Consider the following 24785-nt stretch of genomic DNA (forward strand, 5'->3'; position numbering starts at 1 on the left):
GCTTTTTTTGATGTCGCAAATCGACATGGGCGAAACCATCGCGTTTCGGTAACTCCGCGTGTCAGTCAAGGTTTGGCTTGCTTAACTGTCGTCATCTTCACCATCGCTACCTTTTTTAAACATCGATAAATTTAAAGATTGGGGAGTTCCTAGCCAATAGGCGTACTCGGTATGATCGCGTAAGTTATTACCGGTTTGGGCATGCACCAAAATGTTTAAGTCTTGGCGTTGTGCTTCTAACCAAGGAATGAGCTGTTCAAAATGTTGTTCTGAGAAACTAAGCTGGCAACTCCAATGTGGGTGAGGGCCAACTAAGGTTTGATGCACTCTCCCCATTTTAATCGCGCATTTTTGCGCGGCCTGTTGGCATAGCTGTGTCGCAAATTCGAGGCTCGTAGCATCGAAATACACGTGGGCGTGATAATGTTTATGGACATTTTGGGGAAAGTAGGGATTCAAGTTGAGCGATCCTTCGGTGATGAATGACATGATTACATTGTTGTACTAATTGATGAGACTTGCTATATAATTGCTCACTTCGTCGCCAAGGGCGGTGTTGTAACACTAACTAATGAGGTGAACATGAGTCACAAAAACAAACGGGCTAAGCAGCTTGCCCATGCGCATGGCCGAGGCCAGATCAATGATAATGCGCTTAAAGCTTTAGTCACCAGTCCACTGTTTAAAAGCAAAGTGGAGCGGCCTAAAAAGGGTAAAGGTTCATATAACAGAAAGGGGCATCAGCTGAAGGGCGATGCTCCTTTTAACATTTTGACTTGCAACTTACTTAAGCAGTCATCAGTAGGTGTTGCAGTTCTTTAAGTGAATTCACTTCGTGCTTAGGCGCAATCCCTTCAGGTTTAGCATGACCATGTCGGTTCAACCAACAAGTATCAATACCTGCGTTAATCCCGCCTTGAATATCCGAGTGCAGATTGTCCCCCACCATTAAAATAGAGTCTTTTGCAGGATGCTTCATGTGCTTAAAGGCATGATTAAAAATATCAACATGCGGTTTAGCGATACCGACTTGTTCGGAAATAACCAGTGGGAAAAAATAGCTTTTTAAACCAGTGCGTTCTAAACGGATCGTTTGTAAGGCGGTGAACCCGTTGGTGATGATCCCCATTTTGACTTTGCCCGATAAAGCATCTAGAAGTTCTTTGGCTCCCGGTAATAAGCTGCAAATGTCGGCCATGGCATTTAAAAAGGCACTATTTAGTTGTTGTGGATGAAGTCCTAACTTGGCCGCCCATTGGCTAAAGCGCTGCTGCTGGAGTTCGCGAGCGGATATTTTTCCGGCCTGATAGTCGACCCAAAGCGGTAAATTAACGGTTTGATAGTGTTGATAGTCTTGCTCATTAAAGTTAACCCCATAGCGTGAGAACATCAGTCTGAGCCCCGCAAAGGCATCAAAGTTGAATAGCGTTTCATCAGCGTCAAATAGGATCCATTGGTATTTCATTCTCTGCGCACCTTACAACTTAACAGGCGACTTATGCTGGGCTAAGTGACTCATATTGTCAAAAATGTTTTACAGAACAAGGCGATTCAGTTGATGGCTGAGGGGCTTCGACTTCACCAGAAAATCTGCGATTCTTAACGAAGCCTTTAAACCTGCATCCATTGCTGATTTAACTCCGTTTAAGCTGGCCTTATAACTTGCAATTAACCCAAAAAGGAGTACAATTCCGCGGCTTCAATTAGCGGGACTCCCATTTAGGGACCTTAAATTTTTTAACTAGTATGAGGACGATATGGTTACCATTCGTTTGCAACGTGGCGGCGCAAAAAAGCGTCCATTCTATCAAGTAGTTGTTACTGATAGCCGTAATTCACGTGACGGTCGTTTCATTGAAAAATTAGGTTTTTTCAATCCGATTGCTCGTGGTCAAGAAGAGCGTATTCGCTTAGAACAAGACCGCATTGATCACTGGGTTGGCCAAGGCGCTGCGGTTTCTAACCGTGTAGCTAAGCTAATCAAAGATTCAAAAGCAGCATAATTCAGTCTTTTTTAGTGGAGTTAAGATGAGCAATAAAGAACAGCCCATCGTGATAGGTCGCTTAGGTGCCGTTTACGGTATTAAAGGGTGGCTTAAAGTTAACTCGTTCACTGAAGATGCGGAAGCTGTTTTTAACTATCAACCTTGGTTGATAGGTCGTTCTGGTGAGTATACTTCGATTGAAGTGACAGAATGGCGGCGACACAGTAAATCTTTCATCGTGAAGCTTGCGGGCTTTGATGTGAGAGAACAAGCTCAGAGTTTAACCGGGATGGATATTGCGGCTTCGCCGGAGGTTCTACCGGAGCTATCTGATGATGAATATTACTGGCGTGACCTGATGGACATGAAAGTGGTGAATCGCAGTGGCTATGACTTAGGACATGTGACCGATTTAATGGAAACAGGTTCGAATGATGTCTTGGTTGTGAAAGCCAATTTAAAAGATGCCTTTGGCAAAAAGGAACGGTTAATCCCGTTCGTAGAGTCTCAGATAATTGATAACATCGATCGCGAGTCTCAAACTATTACTGTTGATTGGGATCCTAGTTTTTAGGTTCCTTTATGGCTGAGCAGACACCACAGTTGTGGGTGGGAATAGTGAGTCTATTTCCGGAAATGTTTCATGCTATAAGCGAGTACGGTGTGACTGGGCGTGCGGTAAAACGTGGCTTAGTTAAGATTGAGTGTTGGAATCCGCGTGATTTCACTCATGATCGTCATCGTACGGTGGACGACCGGCCTTACGGCGGTGGCCCTGGTATGTTAATGATGGTACAGCCCTTACGGGATGCGATTCATGCTGCTAAACAGGCTGCTGGTGATGGGGTTAAGGTGATCTATATGTCACCGCAAGGGCGTACCTTGAAGCAAGATGGAGTAATGGAGTTAGCTCAACAGCAAAAGCTGATTATAGTTGCGGGTCGCTATGAAGGCATTGATGAACGCTTAATTCAAGCCGAAGTTGATGAAGAATGGTCGATTGGTGATTATGTGTTAAGTGGTGGTGAGCTGCCAGCAATGAATATGATAGACGCCGTCTCGCGGTTAATTCCGGGAGTTTTGGGGGATAAAGCTTCAGCTGAGCAGGATTCATTCTCTGATGGATTGTTGGATTGTCCACATTATACTCGTCCAGAAGTTTTGGATGGGCAGGCGGTACCTCCGGTACTGCTCAGTGGAAACCATAAAAAAATTGAAGAGTGGCGCTACAAACAAGCACTTGGGCGAACCTATTTGAGGCGACCGGAGTTATTGGAGAATCTAGCTCTGACTGACAAGCAAGAAAAGATTCTTGCTGAGTTCATCCAAGAGCAAACGCCCTTGGATAATAAATAAAGATTCAGTTAATTCTAGGAAATAGTAATGAGCAATATTATTAAACAGCTCGAAGAAGAGCAATTGAAGCAAGACGTACCTGCGTTCGCTCCTGGTGACACAGTAGTTGTACAGGTAAAGGTAAAAGAAGGTAATCGTGAGCGTCTACAGGCGTTTGAAGGCGTAGTAATTGCTAAGCGTAACCGTGGTTTACACTCAGCATTTACGGTTCGTAAAATTTCAAACGGTGAAGGCGTTGAGCGTGCATTCCAAACTCATAGCCCGCTAGTTGAGAGTATTACTGTTAAGCGTCGTGGTGACGTTCGTCGTGCTAAACTTTACTACTTACGTGAACTTTCTGGTAAGAAAGCCCGTATTAAAGAAAAGTTGGCGACGAAGTAAGTCTACTTCTTCGAGAAAAAAGCCCGCGTATGCGGGCTTTTTTGTGCGCGAGTCTAGGCGATTTCTAAGACTGAGTTGTCACCACCAACACCACTGTTCTGATAGCTATCTGCGAGCCAATCGTTGTCATAGGTTTCGGTCCCATCAGCTAAGCACAGTTTATATTTAAACTGATAGCTTGCTTGTTGGTCCGTGGGAACATTGACCACGACTTTAAATTTGCCATTTTTGAGTTTGGTTAGCTCTATCGGCTGCCACTCATTAAATTCGGCAATTAAATAGATCTGCGCGGCGTCTTGGGTGGCTTCCTTTTCAATTTCAAAGGTGACCTTTACTTCAGGTTTGGACTTTAGATATTGCTTTTTTAAGGGCATGCTATTCTCCTCCGAGAGATAAAATAAATCCGTATACATTGTGACCAATAGTGATTCTTTCAAAAAAGTGAGAGCTTGGTCAATAGTAGATTGGTTTTTTTAAAGTTGAAAGTATTGTCGAAGGATCTCTTGAGTAAACACAGTTTTAAGGTAATAACCTCGAGGAAGTACTTGAATTAGGCTGCCATTGGGTCCTATGGCGGCAGTTCTTGCCTTGTTATTTGCGGCCTTAGGACGTAATTGTAGTACCTGTCCTTGGCGTGCCGTTATTTGTTCAATTTGGCCGAAGCTAATCATCTCCATTTGCTCTTCCCAATCAGCTTGGAGTTGCTGGTTTTGCTCTGCTGAAGGGCTCCACAAAATTGGGTTTGCGACAATCCGTTGCGGGATAGGGATGCTTCGTTCTGCCAATATGGGGATCCACAATACTCGCGAAAGCTTATTGTAGACATTGCTATGATGCCAAGTCAGCCCTGCCACATTAGTGAGCGGCGTAATACATACATAAGTACTTTCCAGAGGTTTACCTTGTGCATCAATTGGGATCGTTTTTAATTCGATGCCTAGTTCGGGAAAGTCTTGAATCGGCTTGCTGCCAGCGCTTGCCCCTAGGCACCATTCAATCAGTTGACCCCCCCAGCCTTTTTGACGTTTAAAGTTAGCGGGAATGCTAAAGCCTTCACGTAATGCTAATTCACCAAGACTCAGTCCGGCTAAGGATTGGGCGCGAGCGTAGAGTTCGGCTTCACTATTTGGTTTGCTGATCATGGCTTCGTTAACTGTGGGTAAAAGGCTATTGTATAGAAGCTGCGCAGTAAATGCAGCCGCTTATCCAATAGCCATAACTATAGTGTAACTTATTGATTATTAGCGGCTTTATTTTTTCTCTTTGAATCGCTTGGTGGATAGTTAAACGTTATTCATAGCTAATTTAGACTTACAAACAACCTTATCCACATTATCTATGGATAACTATTGTTAATTGTTATTAACTAGTATTTTATACACAGAAAGTCTCTATTTAACTCAGGATGTCTATAATTAAGGCGATCTGATGAGAATAAACACGTTTTATGGAGATGTGTTGGTTTTTTAAACAATTAAAGTTATGAACAGTGCGAATCTAGATAAACTTGAAAAATCATTTCCCATTTTAAATTAAGTTTTTGATTTTTAATGTTATTTTGTATTTTATGTATATTGTTTTTTAGATTTTTATTGTTTGAATATGTTAGTTTTGGGCTTTATCCCAAGTTATACACAGTTTTTCTCACAGATAAATCGAATAACTTTGCTTAAGCGGGTGTTATTACAATTTTGTTCCTTTGTGATAAGCGTATTTGCCGAGCTTGACGATCTGTGAAAGAATCACTTATCTATAGTTTTTAGCTGAAGGTTGTTTCAGTGATTGATGGGGATGGTTATCGCCCCAACGTCGGCATCGTTATTTGTAATCAGCGTGGTCAGGTATTGTGGGCACGTAGATATGGTCAACATTCATGGCAGTTTCCCCAAGGTGGCGTTGATGAAGGGGAATCGGCTGAACAAGCGATGTATCGTGAGTTGCATGAAGAAGTAGGCTTGCTGCCGCAAGATGTAAAAATTTTGGCAACAACCAAACATTGGCTGCGTTATAAATTACCGAAGCGCTTAATTCGTTGGGATAGTCCGCCAGTTTGTATCGGACAAAAACAAAAGTGGTTTTTACTGCGTCTAGTGGGTCAAGAATCTAGTATTAAATTTGATTGTTGTGGACACCCAGAGTTCGATGATTGGCGCTGGGTGAGTTTTTGGTATCCGGTTCGGCAAGTCGTATCATTTAAACGAGAAGTATATCGTCGTGCTCTCAAAGAGTTTGTGATTTCGGCAATGCCTTATCACCGTACAGATAAGGTACCAAATAAAGATAAACGGCGACGTTTTAAGAAACGTAAAGGAGCTTAAGAAGTGTTAGCAGAGTTACGTGCCATTGTTGAACAGGTAAGCAATGCCGATACTCTCGACAGTGCTTTGGCTATTTTAGTTACGAAGATCCGTTATACGATGCAAACCGATTGTTGTTCGGTATATGTCATGGATCATCAACAAAAACGCTTAGTTCTGCGAGCGACAGAAGGCCTAGCCGCCAGCGCTATTGGTAAGGCGGCAATGCCCCTTGGCGAAGGCGTGGTTGGTCAGGTGGCCTTACGCGAAGAGCCGATCAACTTGGCCGATGCTCGGCTTAATCCGCATTTTAAATATCTTCCTGAAACTGCGGAAGAAGGGTTCTTTTCTTTCTTAGGTACGCCGATTACCCATCAGCGTAAGGTACTGGGCGTATTGGTCGTCCAGCAATCAGAGGCGCGAAGCTTTGATCAGAGTGAAGAGTCATTCTTGGTGACTTTGGCGACTCATTTAGCGGGAGTCCTCGCGAATTCTGATCTACACGCGGTGCTTAATGCGCCCTCCAAGAAAAAGAAATGGGCCGAGGCGATTAAGGCTGGTTCCAGTTCGAGTGGTATTGCGATTGCTAAAGCTTGGTTAAACCGTTCAACCGGGGCGCTTGAACAGCAACGGATTGAGCAGTGTGAAGATGTTGATATTGAGTTACAACGTTTTAATGGTGCCTTAGATATTGCTCGGGATGAGTTTCATAGTCTGGCGATTAAATTGTCTGAGCAGTTACCAAAAGACGTCGCGTCAATTTTTGATTTTTATCAACAGATGTTAGCTGACGCTAGCTTGGCCGGAGATATTCGTGCAAAAATAACTCAAGGTTATTATGTCGAATCAGCTTTGCGTTTGGTCGTTGAACACTATGTTAATTTATTTGCCGAGATGAACGACCCCTATTTGAAGGAGCGGGCAATTGACGTTAAAGACGTTGGTTTACGTTTATTACACGCTTTGCAAATGGGACCTAGTGCTGGCTTGTTACCCTCGGAACCCGTGATTGTGGTTGCTGAAGAGGTGACCGCGACAATGTTTGCTCAGGTGCCTCGGCATTTACTCGCTGGCGTCGTGTCGCAACGCGGTGCGGCGAATTCTCATGCTGCTATTCTGGCTCGAGCCTTGGGGGTGCCAGCCTTAATGGGCTTGAGTTTCGATGTGAATAAGTTGCAAGACTGTGAATTATTGCTAGATGGTTATTCGGCGGAGTTATTTGTAGAGCCAGACCAACTCTTAAAAGACGAGTACAATAAGCTTCTTGCCCAAGAAGATCAGCTTAATAGTCTGGTTCAGCAGAAATTGGATAAACCAGCAGTCACTCAAGATGGCTTAGCCATTGAGTTATTAATTAACGCAGGTTTGAGTGCTGACAGCGATATTGCAATTAATGCGGGTGCCGATGGCGTCGGTTTATATCGCACAGAAGTGCCATTTTTGATGCAAGATCGTTTTCCTTCTGAAGAAGAGCAATTTGTTCGTTATCGCGATATCTTAAGCAGTTATCAAGGTAAGAATGTTTGTATGCGTACCCTCGATGTGGGGGGCGATAAACAGTTACCTTATTTCCCTATTGTTGAAGAAAACCCATTTTTGGGATGGCGTGGTATCCGACTGACGTTAGATCACCCTGAAATTTTCTTGGTGCAAGCGAGAGCGATGTTTCGAGCTGCCATCGAATGCGGTAATTTGTCGATCATGTTACCCATGATTAGTAGTTTGAACGAAGTCGATGAGTCTTCTCGTTTGCTGGAACAAGCCTGGGCAGAAGTGGTTGAAGAACTTAGTTTAGAGGAACCGCCAGAACCGCCGAAATATGGGGTGATGTTGGAAGTCCCTTCGGTGTTGTTTTTGTTGCCAGAGTTAGCGCAGCGCGTTGATTTTTGGTCGGTGGGCAGCAATGACCTAACCCAGTATTTATTAGCGGTGGATCGTAATAATACCCGAGTCGCTGAATTGTTTGATACCTTTCATCCGGCGGTCGTGAGAGCGCTGAAGCACATAATTGAACAAGCCAATTTGTATGATGTTCCAGTGAGTTTTTGTGGTGAACTGGCAGGGGACCCTGTGGGCGCTTTATTGGTGCTGGTTCTGGGGTATAGTCGTTTAAGTATGAGTAGTTTTAATCTGGCTAAAATTAAATACATTGTTCGTCATGTGAAGCAGGCCGATTTTGCTCAGTTACAAGAAAAGGTATTGGCGAGTCAAACGGGGTCGGCAATTTACCAGATACTTTATGACTACTTAGATAAGCAACAGTTATCGCAGTTTGTTCGTGTAAGTAAACATTAATGGATAAGCTTGCTTGATACGCTTGTTTCATCTTGTGATTCACTGCAAAATGCCCTTTCTTTATATTCGTTAAATAGAGCTACTTATTGTGTCTACTCCTTTGGTGTTTCCTAAGATTGATCCGATTGCTATTAGTATTGGCCCATTAGACGTGCGTTGGTACGGCTTAATGTACTTACTTGGATTTATGTTTGCGATGTGGTTAGGTAATCGCATGGCTGATAAAGCTGGCAGCGGCTGGACTCGCGCCGAAGTTAGTGATTTGTTATTTTATGGTTTTCTCGGAGTGATTCTTGGCGGACGGGTTGGTTACGTGATGTTTTATCAGTTACCACTATTTTTAGACAACCCACTTTATCTATTTAAAATCTGGGAAGGTGGAATGTCTTTCCACGGCGGTTTACTCGGCGTGATTACCGCGATGTTTTGGTTTGCGCGACATACCAAACGTCATTTCTTTACCGTCTCCGATTTTATCGCGCCTTTGATCCCGTTTGGCTTAGCGACTGGGCGGATCGGCAATTTTTTAAATGGCGAGTTATGGGGACGACCAACTGATATGCCTTGGGGCATGATATTTCCCTCGGGCGGATTAGTCGCTCGTCATCCCTCGCAACTATACGAGTTTGCTCTTGAAGGGATTGCACTACTGCTCATCTTATTGATTTACGCAAAACGTAAGCCACCCATGGGGGCTATTTCTGGAGCATTTCTACTCACTTATGGCTGTTTTCGTTTCACTATAGAGTTTTTCCGTGAGCCCGACAGTCAGCTCGGTTTACTCAGTTTTGGGATGAGCATGGGACAATTGTTATCTCTACCGATGGTGATTGTTGGCGCATTATTTATCACCTGGGCCTATCGACGTCACTCTAATGAGAGCAAAGCATGAAACAGTATTTAGACTTATGTCAACGGATTGTTGAACAGGGAACTTGGGTTGAAAATGAGCGCACCGGTAAGCGTTGTTTGACGGTGATTAATGCTGATCTCGAATATGACGTAGCAAATAATGAATTTCCCCTGGTGACCACTCGTAAGAGCTATTGGAAGGCGGCCATTGCTGAATTGCTCGGCTATATTCGGGGTCTGAATGATGCTGCCGAGTTTAAAGCCTTAGGTACGCCAACTTGGTTAGCCAATGCCAACGAAAATCGGGCATGGTTAAACAACCCTGCTCGCAAAGGCGAAAATGATATGGGGCGAGTATATGGTGTTCAGGGCCGTTCTTGGCTTAAACCCGATGGTGGAGAAGTTGATCAACTGCGTAAGATTGTGGATGACTTAAGCCAGGGGATTGATGATCGCGGTGAGATCTTATCGTTTTACAACCCAGGGGAGTTTCATCTTGGTTGTTTGCGTCCTTGTATGCATACTCATACCTTTTCCTTGCTTGGAGATAATCTTTACTTAACTTCTAGTCAGCGCTCTTGTGATGTGCCTTTAGGACAAAATTTCAATCAAATTCAAGTCTTTACTTTTTTGGCTTTGATGGCGCAGATTACCGGTCACAAACCTGGTAAGGCTTACCATAAGATTGTTAACGCTCACATTTATGAAGACCAACTGGCGTTGATGAAAGAGGTGCAACTGAAGCGGGAGCCCTTTGCGGCTCCAAAGTTGCATATTAATCCGAAGATCAAAACATTGGAAGATTTGGAAACTTGGGTCACTCTTGATGATTTTGAGGTCAGTGGCTATCAGTATCATGACCCTATCGCCTACCCATTTTCGGTGTAATCAGCGACTGCTATTGGTTGTTATATGGGGGCGGCCTTAAGTTTGGCCGCCGCTATTTTTGCAAGTCTCCTTTAAGTCTTTAACCTGCCATCTCGCACCTATTTGAGCGTATGAGCCATTTTAAGCTCTTTTCTCTTTCTGCATTTAATTTTCCTTCTCTTTCGGATCTAGCGCTCAGCTAAATCTCACTCGTCATCTACAGTCAAAATAGATCTTTATGCCGAACATTGCTGTATAAACTACAGTCTATCTTCTTTATTATCGGAAATACCGATGCTTAGGCTCATTAGAAGTGAATATCAATTACTTGCTCGCTGGGTAAAATAACCATTCTTTTTTTTAGTGGGCTGTTATGAAACAATTTATTGATCGTTTTTTAAGATTAGAAGCTGCTGGTGGTATTTTGTTGATGGTGGCTGCGGTATTGGCTTTAGTGATGGCCAATACCGCTTGGTTATCTCCTGTCTATTTCTCTTTTCTCGAGACTCCTTTGCAGCTGAGGATCGCTGAATTAGATATCAATAAACCTTTGCTGTTGTGGATTAATGATGGCTTGATGGCGATTTTTTTCTTAGTCATCGGTTTAGAAGTTAAACGCGAACTCATCGAAGGAGCGCTTTCTTCGAAAGAACAAGCATTGTTGCCAGTGGTTGCTGCGGTTGGTGGCATGCTGGTGCCAGCGGCGATTTATTTAATATTTAATGGCACTGATCCGGAGTTGGCGAAAGGTTGGGCGATCCCTGCGGCAACCGATATTGCTTTTGCCCTAGGGGTCATGGCTTTATTAGGTAAACGTGTTCCAGCGAGCCTAAAAGTATTCCTCTTGGCTCTGGCGATCAGTGATGATCTTGGCGTGATTGTAGTCATCGCACTATTTTATACCAGTGAATTGGCGATTATTCCGGCGCTTTGGGCGTTAGCGGCAAGTGCTGGTTTGTTATTGTTGAATCGTCGAGGTTACGGAGGCTTAAGCGCTTATTTACTGCTCGGCGCTGTGCTTTGGGTGGCGGTATTAAAATCTGGGGTTCATGCGACCTTAGCTGGGGTCATTGTTGGCTTTATGATCCCCTTGAAAGCGAAAACCGGTGGTTCACCGCTAAAGACACTTGAGCATGCCCTACATCCAGCTTCGAGTTTTATTATTGTGCCTATTTTTGCTTTTGCCAACGCAGGTGTCCCTCTCACTGGCATTAGCTTGGCGAGTTTTCAAAGCCCGCTTGCTTTAGGGATTATTCTGGGCTTGTTGGTGGGTAAACCTTTAGGCATATACGTTTGTTGTCGTTTAGCCATCAGGGCTGGTTTTGCAAAGTTGCCCGCTGGTGCGAATAATCAACAGTTATTTGCGACAGCTGTGTTATGTGGAATTGGCTTTACCATGTCAATATTCATTTCCTCACTTGCCTTTAACGGGCAAAGTGAATTGATAGCTTTATCCCGTTTAGCTATATTGTGTGGGTCGGTACTTGCTGCATTGATTGGCTATGGCTTATTACATGGCTCGACTCGTAAAGAAGCTAAAAGTTTGCGCAACTCTGCGCAAACTAGGCTGGGTCAATCATGGGAAAATTCCTCCATTTAGCAAGGGGAAAGGTCATTTAAAATCATCAACGCAATCCCCAGAGGGGATTGCTTTTAGGTCATACATGTCGCATTTAAACTATAACCACCTTTACTATTTTTGGATGACCTGCAAACGAGGGTCGGTGACGGCTGCCGCAGAAGCCTTATTTATTACACCACAAACCGTTACCGGCCAAATTAAACAACTTGAGCAACGTCTTGCTGGGGAATTATTCACTCGGCGCGGTCCGAAAATCACTCGGACCGAGCTAGGTCAGTTGGTTTATAAATATGCTGACCGAATGTTTAGTTTAAGCTACGAAATGCTGGATATTGTGAATTATTCACAACAAGAAAAGTTGTTATTTGAAGTCGGAGTGGCCGATGCATTATCTAAGCGTTTGGCGAGTCGGATCTTATTATCTACGGTGCCGCCTGATGGTGATATTCGTTTACGTTGCGTGGAATCGACTCACGAATTACTGCTGTCGCAACTCGCTGAACATAAGTTGGATGTGATTTTATCCGACTGCGGCTTAGATCATGCGAAGCAAGAGGGGGTACTCAGTAAAAAATTAGGCGAAAGCAGTATTGCTTTTTTCGCCAACGAACCCTTACCTTTGTTGCCTTTTCCAGCCTGTTTAGAGCAGCGTAGCTTGTTATTGCCTGGTCGCCGAAGTGCTTTGGGTCGTAAATTATGGGCTTGGTTTGAGCAATTGGGTTTAAAGGTATCGGTATTGGCTGAATTTGATGATGCCGCGTTAATGAAAGCATTTGGCGAATATACCGATGGTATTTTTATTGCTCCTGCAATTTACACTGGAGATATGTTGGCCAATCCTAATACCCGTTTACTAGGCGTTACCGATGATCTCAAAGAAGAATATCATCTGTTATTTGCCGAACGGATGATTCAACATCCTTCGGTGAGGCGCTTATGTAATACCGATTTTTCGCAGCTGTTTGCCGATGAAAAACATCAACATAGTCTGGATGTAATACAGAGCCTCGGCGGTTAAAATTTAGGTTTTACAAGATAATCCTCTTCTCAAAAAGCAATCTTTACCATTCCTCAAATATAAATGATAGCTTTCGTGATAAATATCAAATTTATCACTAAGTTGTTTGTGTTTATTTGATGTTTGACGAGTTTATCGACTTCGTTGCTTCTTAATTGAAGGTATACCCGCTAGTGTTGCTAAAACTATAAAGTAACGTCGAAGGTTCGCTTACATCTCAAAGCGAATTCCGGTTTATATAATAAGTGTTGGCGTCAAGGCGACTAGCATACTGAATGTTTCTGATAACTCTGCGTAATGGCTTAATCACTTCGCCTGTTCGCTTTTGAGCTGAAGTACAGAAGCCTTGTGGAGTAGAGTCCATCTCAACTTCTACTTCACAAGTGATGCCTTAGGCATCAAATACGCAGGATCCAACCGTTATAGGGCAATTAAATATAATCGGCTTAACGGCCTACAAACCCATGTTTGGCTTCTGCATTTTAATCAGCAAGTAAAGCGTATCGAATAGCTATGTCTATGGCTATGGTGCGGGAAAGGAAGCAAATCATGAAAAAGATGTTCGCCATCACGATGGTGGCAGCGTCGGTCTCTGCGCATGCAGAAATCGCTGCAACTCATATTTACCATAATCACATGCCCAATTTCTGGCCTTATTACGATGTCAGTGAATACGATAATCTTGCGGTCGGGGAGGCGGTTCGCTATGCCTACGACGGTCAAGTGATTAACTTAAAACAAAACCCGCCAGCAAATTATAGTTTTTTTATTCCAAGCTCCGGGGCGCCGATGCCTCATGATGATTTGGTCTCGTATTATCAGCATCATGCTAAAACAGGCGCCTACCTGAGTTGGCCCATGGATACCGCGAAGTCTAATCATGGTAATCATCCACAGAGCCAAACTCATGTCACCATGTCGGCCGCGGTGATCAATAACGTACAAAGTTTTGCCGAGTTGGCTAATTTAGACGGATATAACCTAGGTTGGGGAGCGCATTGGCGAGAGGTTCAAGCGAATACTAAAACCTCAGGCGGTTTTAATGCATTAGATACCATTCACTTCTCTGGTCACCATACAATGGGGCCTTTAGTGGGTAATGAGTACTTTCTAAAAGATTTGATTTATCAAAATGTAACTTTAGCGCAAGATTATTTTCTAGGTGACGCCTTTAAGTCATCGAAAGGTTTCTTCCCGACTGAGCTCGGCTTTTCCGAGCGGATCATCCCAGTGTTAAATAAACTGGGGATTGAATGGTCGGTATTGGGTAATGTGCATTATTCCCGAACCCTACGTGATTATCCCTATTTAAATGATCCGGGGGTCGATACTTTAATTTCTCCACCGAATCGAGCGGACTTACAGAATGAAAGTAATATCGGGGCGTGGACCGAGTTGCACATGTTTAATGAACAGCAAAACACCATTAATAAATTTCCCTTCGCCTCGATCCCTCATTGGGTGCAGTATGTCGATCCTGAAAGCGGTGAGCAATACAAAGTTGCCGGTATTCCGGTTGAACAAGCGAGCTCTTGGGAAGAAGGATATCAGTGTAAAGTGACCGCTGATGTCATTAAACCATTTGTTGATGATGCGGCAAGCTTAGGGCGGACTCAGTTCTTTACCATTGCGCACGATGGTGATAATTCTTCTGGCTGTGCTGGTGATGGAAACACTTGGGCGAATTCGGGGAATGTGACTTATGCGGATACTACGGTTCGAGGTATGGGGGTAGAGGAATATTTGGCCGCGCACCCGATCCCTGCCGAGGATGTGGTACATGTTCAAGATGGCTCGTGGATCGATACTCGAGATTCTTCCGCAGATCCAACTTGGTATCATTGGCATATTCCAATGGGGGTTTGGAAGGGGCAAATGGCGGACTTTAACACCGCCAATGGCACCGACTTTGTCGCCACGCGTGAGCATATGGTCTCACTCGAATTGGGATATCATTATTTAGAACGTAATTTTGCGTTGCTTCAAGCCGCGGAGAACTATGCCAAGACCGCTGAGCAAATTTGGTTGGATAATAACCCTAATTATTGGAGCCCAAGTACCGAACGTGACCATCAAGTGACCTACCCAGGTAATCAATTGAATCCCTGGATGATGTCGTTTCCGCTGAAAGGAGATCCTGCGAACAATTACGCGGGTGGGGCTAATCCTGCGGAGCTAGGCTGGTACTTCTTATTAGCATCGATTGATTCGGGCTTTGGTTATTATGATGAGAATATTGATGATGGGGTGAAACCCACAGTGTCGTTTAATCAATCGCTACACTTCTCTGTTCCCTATGTGGAAGCAAATCTGAGTCAGGATAAAACTGGGCCTTCTTTATGGTGGCCGCAGCGCTACCCTTATAATCCAGGCAGCGCCAACGCGAGTAAGGCCGAGGGTTGGGCGAAGGTTTACGCCGATACTAAATTTGCCATCTATACCTATGGCTACGATGTGAGTGATATTCAAGACATCAAGGTAAAGGTTCGGGTACATAAGGATAAGTGGGCAACGGCCACCGATAAAACCTTTAAATTATACGATCCGAGTGCCCATAGTAGCGATCCAAATGTTGACCCTTCACGGGTTGGCGAGTGGCAGACTTTTGCGATGAGTGAACGGGATTTAAGTGCCGATATCAACGGCGTGAGCTGGCAGCCATCGGGCAAGGAAATATTTGAGGTGGTTCCGGCAGACAAAATCGGCAACATGTACTTCAGCTATATCGAGGACTTTCAAGAGCAGCTACTTGATTACTATATTGAAGCGCGCGATAGCAAAGGTAATATCACGCGTTCGGCTATTCAACAAGTTTATGTTGGCGCGGGTCAGTTCAGTCACGTCGATGGTAAGCTGGTGGAAGATGTCAACGGTAGCGTTGCAGGTGAAGCAATGTTCTTTACCGATGATGTGATTATTGGAGATGCTCGTCCAGTTGCTGATATTGATGCAAGTGATGCAGAGGTCGCACATGGGACAGTGGTTACCCTAAGCGCTGCCGGTTCAACGGATAGTGAAGGCCCTATTGCGAGCTATCTTTGGAGCACTGGTGAAACGACGCCGACAATTACACTCACTCTGAATGAGCGGACTACCATTTCAGTCACCGTGACCGATAGTGTGGGGCAAAAAGCGTCTACCAGTGTGAGCTATCGGATCATTGGACAAACTGTCACTTCCAGCGTGTACTACCAGGACAGCAATGGTTGGGGACAAGTGTGTTTGCATTACAGTATTGATGGCGGATTAACTTGGACAACGGCACCGGGAGTGGCAATGCAAAGTCTTGCTGATAATTGGTATCGCTTAAGCATTGATTTAGACAATGCTGATCAGCTTGAATTTGTCGCGAACAGTTGTAGTGGCGCTTGGGATAATAATGGGGGGGCTAATTACAGTGCAGGTGAAGGTGATTGGCAGGTTGCCGGTGGCGTGATTTTAGCAGGGATCCCCGATGGCGTTGACGGTAATATCGCCCCAGTGGCGGTGATATCTCCTGCTAGCCATACGGTGGCAGTCGGCACCGAGGTGACTTTAAGTGCTGCGGGGTCTAGCGATAGTGACGGAAGCATTAGCAGCTATGCTTGGAGTACTGGTGAAACCAGCCAAAGCATTACACTTACGGTGACTGAAACGCAAACTATTACGCTGACCGTGACCGACGATGCCGGGAAAACGAATACCGCTTCGGTGACCTTAAATGTTGCTGAAAATGTATTGCCAATTGCGGTGATTAGTCCCGCCAGTCAAACCGTGATTGCCGGTAGTGTGGTGACCTTAAGTGCGGCAGGTTCTTTCGATGAAGACGGTCAAGTGCTTAGCTATTTATGGAGCACTGGCGAAACCACCGCGGAGATTGACGTTACTGTTAATCAAAGCATGACGGTCGGGCTTACGGTCACGGATAATGATGAGGGGCAAGCCTCAACAGAAGTGCTCTTGAGTCTTGCGACGGAAAATTTCGCTGCTAATTTTGAGCAACTTTACTTCCGTGGCACTGCGAATGGTTGGCAAAGCTCAGCGATGAGCCTCATCGCGGATCATACTTGGCAAGTATTGGTTGATTTTGATGGCCAAACAGAGCAACGCTTTAAGTTTGATGTTAATGGTGATTGGAGTCAAAACTATGGGGATAACAATAGTGATGGCGTGTTAGAGCAAAGCGGCGGTGATATTTTCACTGCGGTCTCTGGCGTTTATTGGGTTGAAGTGAATGATCAAGAGCTTGCTTATCGCATTGTTGAGCAGAATGTAAATCAAGCACCAACTGCGGTGATCACTGCGTCTGCAACACAAATCGATATTGGTCAAAGCATTAGCTATAGTGCCGCAGCCTCTAGTGACAGTGATGGCAGCATTACCGGTTACTTGTGGAGTAATGGTGCAAATACTGAAACCACGACCATCACTTACGATGCCGTAGGCTCTTATGGGCTTAGCTTAACGGTTACTGACGATGGCGATAAAACCGGTCAAGCGTCGGTGTTCGTGACAGTAGTGGACCCCAATGCCAACTTCGTTGCTAATTTCGAGAACTTGTATTTTCGAGGCACCGCTAATGCTTGGCAAAATACCGCAATGAGCTTAGTCAGAGATAACATCTGGCAAGTGACTATCAGTTTTGATGGGCAAAGCGGACAGCGTTTCAAGTTCGATACGGTTGGAGATTGGTCTTATAACCTCGGTGATAATGAAGCCGATGGTATCCTGGAAGAAGCGGGGGCCGATATTTATACCGATGTTGTTGGCGATTATTTACTGGAATTAGATGATTTGAGTATGACTTATTCGCTCACTGCTTTGTAACGGAGTCGGAACGATAAATGAGCCGCTTTCGAGCGGCTTTTTTATGTTCAATACCGCGGCCATGGCGACTCCATTGCTCGATCCAGCTAGCTGAATTTGGTCATTTCACGTATAGTTTGGATAATTAATATTTTAGAGTTTGCAGATGAATATACAAAATATGCAGAAAAATGCTGAACCAGCATTGAAGCTACTAAAAGCCTTGGCGAATCAGAACCGCTTGATGATTTTGTGTCATTTGTTAGAAGGGGAGTTAACAGTTGGTGAATTAAATCAACGAGTTGAATTAAGCCAATCAGCTTTATCTCAGCATTTAGCTTGGTTAAGAAAAGATCAGTTGGTGATGACTCGTAAAGAATCGCAAACCATTTATTATGCTTTAGCGAGTAAAGAGGCAAAAGCAGTTCTGGTTCAGCTTCATGATTTATACTGTGCGGATTAAGTTTCTTCTTAATTTCACCAATAAAAAAACCGACTTAAAGTCGGTTTTTTTGTTCAAGCACCTTAAATTAAAGTGCGTTGATTTTAGCCACAATGCGGCTCTTATGGCGAGCTGCTTTGTTTTTGCTGATCAAACCTTTAGACGCGTAACGGTCTAGGATAGGTTGAGCAACAGTGTATGCTGCTTGAGCTGCATCTTTATCGCCTGCGTCGATAGCTGCAATAACTTTTTTCAAATTAGTGCGCATCATGGAGCGACGGCTAGCGTTATGTTGACGACGCGTTTCAGCTTGGATAGCGCGTTTTTTAGCTGACTTAGTATTAGCCAAGGTTAACTCCTGAACTTTGTCTTGGAATTATGAATTTAAAGGCCGTGGAATATGCCCGTTTTTCATGTTTATGTCAAACAATTTTTAACCAACTATAAAATCCAAGCAAGTAAAACCTAACTAAACGTTATGGTCGTAGCATCGATCTCTATAGGCGGGTAAACTGTGGCGCGATTCTACCAGCATTTTTAATGTTAGGGCAGAGGAATTTGTATAAATTGGCTACAGGACAGTGCATTGAGTAGAACCTTGTTAAAATCGGGCGCCATTGTGAGCGGTATGACTTTGATTTCTCGGGTGTTAGGTTTGGTTCGTGATGTGGTGATTGCGAATTTGATGGGGGCAGGCGTTGCCGCTGATGTATTTTTCTTTGCGAACAAAATACCAAACTTTTTACGTCGATTATTTGCCGAAGGTGCGTTTGCTCAAGCCTTTGTCCCGGTGCTGACCGAGTACAAACAAAATAATCGTGAAGATGAAGTGCGTTTGTTGATTGCCAAGGTAAGTGGCACGCTAGGTTTAGCGGTTACCATTGTGACTCTATTTGGCATTATTGGCTCGCCATTAATCGCGGCCTTGTTTGGCACGGGATGGTTTATTTCTTGGCTACAAGATGGGCCCGATGCAGCAAAATTTGAATTATCGGCTTTTCTTTTAAAAATTACTTTTCCTTATTTATGGTTTGTCACCTTTACTGGTTTATCTGGGGCCATTTTAAATGCCTTTGGCCGTTTTGCCGTGGCTGCTTTCACTCCCGTGTTATTGAACGTCGCAGTGATTGGTTTTGCGCTTGTTGTGTCTCCGCATCTTGAGCAGCCGGAAATCGGTTTGGCGATGGGGGTCTTTTTTGGTGGTCTGATCCAGTTCTTGTTTCAGCTGCCTTTTTTGTTGAAACTAAATTTATTGAGTAAACCTCAATGGGGCTGGAAGCACCCAGGGGTGACGAAGATCCGAACCTTGATGATCCCTGCTTTATTTGGGGTGTCGGTGAGTCAAATCAACTTGCTATTAGATACCTTGATCGCGAGCTTTTTGGTTACGGGCTCAATCTCATGGTTGTATTACTCCGATCGTTTATTAGAGTTTCCTCTCGGCTTGTTCGGCATTGCTATTGCCACGGTGATCTTACCAAGCTTGTCGCAACGCCATGTGGATAGCGATCCAAAACAGTTTCAGCAAACCATGGATTGGGCTGTACGTATGGTGTGCTTCTTGGGGATTCCGGCAACCGTGGGCATGGCGCTATTGGCACAACCCATTCTACAGGTGTTATTTATGCGTGGTGCCTTTGACCCTCAAGATGTCCTCAACGCATCCTATAGTCTGGTGGCTTATAGTGGTGGCTTACTATTTTTCATGTTGGTTAAAATTTTAGCGCCAGGCTATTACTCCCGACAAGATACTAAAACCCCTGTTAAATATGGCATCATCGCGATGGTCAGTAACATGGGGCTTAATTTGATTTTTGCGATCCCCTACGGATATGTTGGCCTTGCCATTGCGACCGCTTTATCTGCAGTATTGAATGCTAGTCTGTTATATCGAGGTTTACACCTTCAAGGGGTGTATCAGATGAGTCGCGCCAGTGCTTGGTGTATTGCTCGCATTCTCCTTGCATCGATTGTGATGGGGGCTGCGATTGCTTGGTTGTCACCAACAACAGAACAATGGTTTAGCCTCGCTTGGCATAGCAGTATGTTGCATTTGCTCAGCTATATTGGCGTTGCGGTCATCGTATATCTTATTTTACTGTTTGCTTTGGGGATCCGATTAGCTCACCTGAAAAGCAGTTTCGGGGCTGTAACTGGCGGCTAAACAAGCTATAATCCGTCGGTTTTTGATGAAATAGGCGCCGGAATGGAGTTAATTCGCGGTATATGCAATATAAAAGCACGTCATTATGGCTGTGCTTTGAGCATTGGTAATTTTGATGGTGTTCATTTAGGTCACCAGCAAGTCATTAAACGTTTAGTCGAACAGGCTCGCCAGCGAGGTCTGCCCGCTGTGGTGATGATTTTCGAGCCCCAGCCCTTAGAGGTTTTTGCTAAACGCCAAGCGCCCGCTCGAATTAGCCGCTTTCGTGATAAATACCAACAGTTGAAAACGTTGGGTGTAGACCGGCTACTTGTGGTCCGTTTCAATCAAGTATTTGCGGAACTGAGCGCCGATTATTTTGTACGCCAGTTGTTAGTTGAATTGCTGGGTATTCAATACCTTGCTGTTGGCGATGATTTTCGCTTCGGTAAGGCGCGTGCTGGTGATTTTTCGAGCTTACAAGTTGCGGGGCAACGTTACGGTTTTGATGTAACGGCAACTCACTCGTTTTGTATTAATCATCAACGAGTCAGCAGTACTGGTTTACGTCAGTATTTAGCAGAGTCTGATTTTAATACTGTTGGGCAGTTATTAGGACGAAAGTTTAGTTTTAATGGCAAAGTCATTCACGGTCAAAAGTTAGGACGTCAATTGGGGTTTGCCACCGCTAATTTAAAAGTGGCTCGTCATGTATGCCCTATTCACGGGGTATTTGCGGTTAAAGCTTATGTTCAGCAGCTGCCTGAACATCGATTTTCTGGCATTGCTAACATCGGTTGGCGGCCGACTGCAAATGGTAAAGATTTATTGGTAGAGGCCCATTTATTTGAGTTTGATGCCAACCTGTATGGCCAACGTTTAGTGGTTGAGCCGCAGTTGAAAATAAGAGATGAACAAAAATTTGATTCGCTTGACGCACTGAAAGCTCAGGTGAATCTCGATATTAAGCGAGCAAAAGCCTACTATGGCCTTGCAGAGTAACCGACTGGAAAAGTAATTCGATGAGCGACTATAAAGATACTCTTAATCTACCCAATACCGAGTTCCCAATGCGTGGTAATTTGGCAAACCGTGAACCTGCAATGCTAAAGCGTTGGAGTGAAAAGGATCTATACGGCCAAATTAGGCTGGCCAAAAAGGGTAAGAAGAGCTTTATTTTACACGATGGCCCTCCTTACGCGAATGGCAATATTCACTTGGGCCACGCGGTGAATAAGGTGCTAAAAGATATTATCGTGAAATCGAAAACCCTGTCTGATTACGATTCGCCTTATATTCCTGGCTGGGACTGCCATGGTTTGCCTATCGAGTTACAGGTTGAGAAAAAAGTCGGTAAGCCCGGTAAAAAAGTGACGGCAGCCGAGTTTCGTCAAAAATGTCGTGAATATGCCGCTAAACAAATTGATGGTCAGCGTCAGGATTTTATTCGGATGGGGATTCTTGGCGATTGGGCGAACCCTTACCTCACCATGAATTTTGATACCGAAGCGAACATTATTCGTGCCTTGGCAAAAATCATTGACAATGGGCACCTCATGCAAGGCTCTAAACCAGTACATTGGTGTACTGATTGTGGCAGCGCCTTGGCAGAAGCGGAAGTGGAGTACGAAGATAAAAATTCTCCTGCGATTGATGTGCGTTTCGTTGTTGTTGATGAAGCGGCGTTGCTGGCAAAATTTGATCATCCACAAGGTGCCGATGGTGAAGGTCCAATTTCTGCGGTGATTTGGACCACTACGCCTTGGACCTTGCCTGCGAACCGCGCCGTGGCTGTGAATGCACATCTTGAATATGTGCTGGTTCAAATTGAAACCGAGGATGGCAAACAGCGGGTTATTTTGGCGCGTGAGTTAATGGAGCAGTGTGTTGAGCGTTTTGGCGCAATTCACTTTCATGCGCTTGGGTATTGCCAGGGGGCTGCGCTTGAACTGATTCAAGTGAAGCATCCGTTCTACAATTTTGAAGTGCCGATTATTCTCGGCGACCACGTGACCACTGAATCGGGTACTGGTTGTGTACATACCGCTCCTGGCCACGGTCAAGAAGATTTCGCAGTCGGTCAAAAGTATGGCTTAGAAGTTGCGAATCCAGTGGGTGACAATGGTGTGTTTCTTGCCGACACCGAGTTTTTTGCAGGTCAGCATGTATTTAAAGCCAATGACAATGTTGTAGAAAAGCTGAAAGAAACGGGTGCTCTATTACACCATCATGCTTATCGTCATAGTTATCCACATTGTTGGCGCCATAAAACGCCGATTATTTTCCGAGCTACCCCGCAGTGGTTTGTCAGTATGGACCAAAATGGTTTGCGCAAGCAGGCGATGCAAGAAATTAAGAATACTCAATGGATCCCTGATTGGGGCCAGAGTCGCATCGAAAGCATGGTTGAGAATCGTCCCGACTGGTGTATTTCTCGCCAACGTACTTGGGGCGTTCCAATTGCCCTATTTGTGCATCGCGAAACTAACGAGTTGCATCCTCGCGCTGTCGAGTTGATGGAAGAGGTAGCGAAACGCGTTGAACAGAACGGTATTCAGGCTTGGTGGGATTTAGATGCAACTGAATTATTAGGGGATGAAGCGGCTAGTTATCGCAAGGTTGAAGACACTCTGGATGTATGGTTTGACTCTGGCTCTACCCATTCAAGTGTGGTTGCTGCGCGTCAAGAGTTTAATGGCCATGCCGCCGATATGTACCTAGAAGGTTCAGATCAACATCGTGGTTGGTTTCAATCATCATTAATGATTTCGACTGCCATTAATGGGAAAGCACCATACCAACAAGTGTTAACTCACGGTTTTACGGTTGATGCCAACGGTCATAAGTTTTCAAAATCATTGGGGAATGGTGTTGCACCGCAGGACGTATGGAACAAACTTGGTTCTGATATCTTACGCTTGTGGATCGCATCAACTAACTACACTGCAGAAATGAGTGTGTCTGATGAAGTATTTAAACGCAGCGCCGATGCCTATCGACGTATTCGGAATACTTCACGCTTCTTGTTAGCAAATTTAGCTGGTTTTGAACCTGAGCAACATTTGGTCGCTAGTGAAGATATGGTGGCTCTTGACCGCTGGGTGGTGGGGCGTGCCGCTGCAGTTCAACAAGAAATCGTTGAAGCTTACGAGCAATATCAGTTCCATGTGGTGTATCAAAAATTAATGCACTTCTGCTCAATCGAGTTAGGTAGCTTCTACTTAGATATCATTAAAGATCGTCAGTATACTGCTAAATCCGATGGTTTAGCGCGTCGTTCGTGTCAAACCGCCTTGTACCATATCGCGGAGGCATTAACACGCTGGATAGCGCCTATCTTGAGCTTTACTGCCGATGAAATCTGGCAGGCTCTGCCTGGTCAGCGCAACGAATTTGTGTTTACCGAAACTTGGTATCAAGGTTTGAGTTCTTTAGCGCAAGATAGCGCGATGAACGATGATTTTTGGGCGAAGTTAATCACCATTCGTGATGAGGTGAATAAAAACCTTGAACAAGCGCGTCGTGATAAGAAGATCGGTGGCACCTTAGAAGCGAAAGTAAGCCTCTATGTTGATACTGAATTGGCGCAACTATTAAGTTTGCTGGGTGATGAGTTACGCTTTGTATTGTTAACCTCTGAGGTTAGCTTACATACCCTAGAATCTGCTGGTGCAGAAGCCGCGAGCACTGAGTTAGCGAATATGAAAGTGCAGATTGAAGTTGCCGAAGCTGAGAAATGTGAGCGTTGTTGGCACCATCGAGAAGATGTTGGTCAAACAGAGGCTCATCCACATTTGTGCGCACGTTGTGTGAGTAATGTGGCTGGCGAAGGAGAGTCTCGTCACTATGCATAAGCAAGCTGCTATGACTGAAGTTTCAGCGACCGGCTTGCGTTGGCTGTGGTTGAGCGTATTGGTTTTTGCGCTTGACCAAGCCACTAAGTATGCAATCGCAGCTAACTTTAATTTGTATGAGTCGCTGCCAATTACACCGTTTTTCAATTTGGTCTCGGTGCGTAATTACGGTGCAGCTTTTAGTTTTCTCAGTGACGCAGGTGGTTGGCAGCGCTGGTTTTTCACTGCCATAGCGATTGGGGTTAGTGGCCTGTTGCTATGGTGGATGAAGAAAACTTCGGTAGCCCAAAAATGGCAGGCGATTGCTTATGCTCTGGTGCTTGGCGGTGCCGTTGGTAACGTATTTGATCGCTTGGTTTTTGGTTATGTGATCGACTTTCTAGATTTTTATATCGGGAGTTACCATTGGCCATCTTTTAATGTTGCCGATTCAGCCATCTGTGTTGGCGCAGTGCTATTGGTACTTGATAGCCTATTTAGTTCTCATTCTAAGGACACTAAATGATCCAGCAAGGTAGTACGGTTGAGTTGCATTTTGTGTTGAAATTGTCAGATGGCACTATCGCTGAAAGTACTTACAATTATTCCAAACCCGCGCAACTAGTGCTGGGGGATGGTAGCTTAACTGAAGGTTTCGAAACCTGTTTGCTAGGCTTGAAATCAGGGGATAAACGTGAATTTGAACTGCCAGCAGAGCAAGCTTTTGGCCTGAGTAATCCTGATAATATTCAGCACTTTGAACGCAGTAAATTTGGTACCGATGCGCCGGCAGAAGAGGGCAATATCATTGCTTTTGCTCAGCCAGATGGGAGTGAAATTCCAGGAATTATTAGAGCCGTTACTGGTGACTCAGTGACGGTAGATTTTAATCATCCTTTAGCGGGTCATACAGTGATCTTCGAAGTGGAAATTTTGGCGGTTCATTAAG

At 44.6% G+C, this 24785-nt stretch carries 23 protein-coding genes; 18 read left to right on the forward strand and 5 right to left on the reverse strand.

Features of this window, described 5'->3' with window-relative positions:
- Positions 1–81: 81 nt before the first annotated feature.
- Positions 82–459 carry a DOPA 4,5-dioxygenase family protein gene (locus ACRRS1_RS04500; RefSeq protein ID WP_432454330.1) on the reverse strand — a complete coding sequence of 126 codons (378 nt, stop codon included), beginning with the start codon at positions 457–459 and terminating at the stop codon, positions 82–84.
- A gap of 123 nt (positions 460–582) precedes the next feature.
- Between ACRRS1_RS04500 and ACRRS1_RS04505 the strand changes: the two genes are divergently transcribed.
- Entirely contained in the window at positions 583–822 is a 240-nt protein-coding gene (locus ACRRS1_RS04505) for an alternative ribosome-rescue factor A (protein WP_432454329.1), read from the forward strand.
- Here the strand turns inward: ACRRS1_RS04505 and yjjG are convergent.
- On the reverse strand, positions 788–1465 hold the full coding sequence (yjjG, locus tag ACRRS1_RS04510) for a pyrimidine 5'-nucleotidase (RefSeq protein WP_432454328.1): 678 nt from the start codon (positions 1463–1465) through the stop codon (positions 788–790). The two genes, ACRRS1_RS04505 and yjjG, sit on opposite strands and share 35 nt — an antisense overlap.
- 292 nt (positions 1466–1757) lie before the next feature.
- On the opposite strand from yjjG, the gene rpsP reads away from it, so the two are divergent.
- Genes rpsP through rplS form a run of 4 tightly spaced genes read left to right on the forward strand, consistent with a single transcriptional unit; the run spans position 1758 to position 3722 of the window.
- A complete protein-coding gene (gene rpsP / locus ACRRS1_RS04515; RefSeq protein ID WP_432454327.1) occupies positions 1758–2003 on the forward strand; it encodes a 30S ribosomal protein S16 in 246 nt (81 codons plus the stop codon).
- 25 nt (positions 2004–2028) lie between these two features.
- The gene (gene rimM, locus ACRRS1_RS04520) at positions 2029–2559 is read left to right on the forward strand and encodes a ribosome maturation factor RimM (protein ID WP_432461037.1); all 531 of its coding nucleotides are present in this window, start codon (positions 2029–2031) and stop codon (positions 2557–2559) included.
- An 8-nt stretch (positions 2560–2567) separates the two neighbouring features.
- A complete protein-coding gene (trmD, locus tag ACRRS1_RS04525) occupies positions 2568–3341 on the forward strand; it encodes a tRNA (guanosine(37)-N1)-methyltransferase TrmD (RefSeq protein WP_432454323.1) in 774 nt (257 codons plus the stop codon).
- 27 nt (positions 3342–3368) lie between these two features.
- On the forward strand, positions 3369–3722 hold the full coding sequence (gene rplS, locus ACRRS1_RS04530) for a 50S ribosomal protein L19 (protein WP_432454322.1): 354 nt from the start codon (positions 3369–3371) through the stop codon (positions 3720–3722).
- 53 nt (positions 3723–3775) lie between these two features.
- On the opposite strand, the gene ACRRS1_RS04535 is transcribed toward rplS, so the two are convergent.
- A complete protein-coding gene (locus ACRRS1_RS04535; RefSeq protein ID WP_432454320.1) occupies positions 3776–4096 on the reverse strand; it encodes an isoamylase early set domain-containing protein in 321 nt (106 codons plus the stop codon).
- 99 nt (positions 4097–4195) lie between these two features.
- The gene (gene mutH / locus ACRRS1_RS04540) at positions 4196–4864 is read right to left on the reverse strand and encodes a DNA mismatch repair endonuclease MutH (protein ID WP_432454318.1); all 669 of its coding nucleotides are present in this window, start codon (positions 4862–4864) and stop codon (positions 4196–4198) included.
- 636 nt (positions 4865–5500) lie between these two features.
- Here mutH and rppH point away from each other — a divergent pair.
- The 8 genes from rppH (at position 5501) to ACRRS1_RS04580 (ending at position 17881) form a co-directional block, all read left to right on the forward strand.
- Entirely contained in the window at positions 5501–6040 is a 540-nt protein-coding gene (gene rppH, locus ACRRS1_RS04545; RefSeq protein ID WP_432454316.1) for an RNA pyrophosphohydrolase, read from the forward strand.
- A 3-nt stretch (positions 6041–6043) separates the two neighbouring features.
- Positions 6044–8314: a phosphoenolpyruvate--protein phosphotransferase gene (gene ptsP / locus ACRRS1_RS04550; protein WP_432454315.1), complete on the forward strand. Its 2271-nt coding sequence runs from the start codon at positions 6044–6046 to the stop codon at positions 8312–8314.
- 85 nt (positions 8315–8399) lie between these two features.
- On the forward strand, positions 8400–9206 hold the full coding sequence (gene lgt, locus ACRRS1_RS04555) for a prolipoprotein diacylglyceryl transferase (RefSeq protein ID WP_432456095.1): 807 nt from the start codon (positions 8400–8402) through the stop codon (positions 9204–9206).
- The gene (locus tag ACRRS1_RS04560; protein ID WP_432468293.1) at positions 9203–10054 is read left to right on the forward strand and encodes a thymidylate synthase; all 852 of its coding nucleotides are present in this window, start codon (positions 9203–9205) and stop codon (positions 10052–10054) included. The genes lgt and ACRRS1_RS04560 overlap by 4 nt, the downstream gene beginning before the upstream one ends.
- A gap of 352 nt (positions 10055–10406) precedes the next feature.
- On the forward strand, positions 10407–11633 hold the full coding sequence (gene nhaA, locus ACRRS1_RS04565; protein WP_432454312.1) for a Na+/H+ antiporter NhaA: 1227 nt from the start codon (positions 10407–10409) through the stop codon (positions 11631–11633).
- Positions 11634–11697: 64 nt separating this feature from the next.
- Entirely contained in the window at positions 11698–12633 is a 936-nt protein-coding gene (gene nhaR / locus ACRRS1_RS04570) for a transcriptional activator NhaR (RefSeq protein ID WP_432454311.1), read from the forward strand.
- Positions 12634–13182: 549 nt separating this feature from the next.
- Positions 13183–17439: a PKD domain-containing protein gene (locus ACRRS1_RS04575; protein WP_432468292.1), complete on the forward strand. Its 4257-nt coding sequence runs from the start codon at positions 13183–13185 to the stop codon at positions 17437–17439.
- Positions 17440–17584: 145 nt separating this feature from the next.
- Positions 17585–17881, forward strand: a complete 297-nt coding sequence (locus ACRRS1_RS04580) for an ArsR/SmtB family transcription factor (protein ID WP_432454308.1) — start codon at positions 17585–17587, stop codon at positions 17879–17881.
- A 67-nt stretch (positions 17882–17948) separates the two neighbouring features.
- On the opposite strand, the gene rpsT is transcribed toward ACRRS1_RS04580, so the two are convergent.
- On the reverse strand, positions 17949–18209 hold the full coding sequence (gene rpsT, locus ACRRS1_RS04585; RefSeq protein WP_432454307.1) for a 30S ribosomal protein S20: 261 nt from the start codon (positions 18207–18209) through the stop codon (positions 17949–17951).
- 237 nt (positions 18210–18446) lie between these two features.
- On the opposite strand from rpsT, the gene murJ reads away from it, so the two are divergent.
- From murJ to fkpB, 5 genes are read left to right on the forward strand one after another with little or no spacing between them, the layout of a single operon-like run.
- On the forward strand, positions 18447–20024 hold the full coding sequence (gene murJ / locus ACRRS1_RS04590; protein WP_432454306.1) for a murein biosynthesis integral membrane protein MurJ: 1578 nt from the start codon (positions 18447–18449) through the stop codon (positions 20022–20024).
- Between the two features lie 42 nt (positions 20025–20066).
- Complete coding sequence (ribF, locus tag ACRRS1_RS04595) at positions 20067–21005, forward strand: bifunctional riboflavin kinase/FAD synthetase (RefSeq protein WP_432454305.1); 939 nt, start codon at positions 20067–20069, stop codon at positions 21003–21005.
- A 20-nt stretch (positions 21006–21025) separates the two neighbouring features.
- A complete protein-coding gene (ileS, locus tag ACRRS1_RS04600) occupies positions 21026–23857 on the forward strand; it encodes an isoleucine--tRNA ligase (protein ID WP_432461043.1) in 2832 nt (943 codons plus the stop codon).
- On the forward strand, positions 23850–24362 hold the full coding sequence (gene lspA, locus ACRRS1_RS04605; RefSeq protein WP_432454303.1) for a signal peptidase II: 513 nt from the start codon (positions 23850–23852) through the stop codon (positions 24360–24362). The genes ileS and lspA overlap by 8 nt, the downstream gene beginning before the upstream one ends.
- Positions 24359–24784 carry an FKBP-type peptidyl-prolyl cis-trans isomerase gene (gene fkpB / locus ACRRS1_RS04610; RefSeq protein WP_432461044.1) on the forward strand — a complete coding sequence of 142 codons (426 nt, stop codon included), beginning with the start codon at positions 24359–24361 and terminating at the stop codon, positions 24782–24784. Before lspA ends, fkpB begins: the two co-directional genes overlap by 4 nt.
- The last annotated feature ends 1 nt before the right edge of the window (position 24785 follow it).

Origin of the sequence: Agarivorans sp. Z349TD_8 (genome assembly GCF_050870825.2) — a bacterium.
In the GTDB taxonomy this organism is placed as follows: domain Bacteria; phylum Pseudomonadota; class Gammaproteobacteria; order Enterobacterales; family Celerinatantimonadaceae; genus Agarivorans.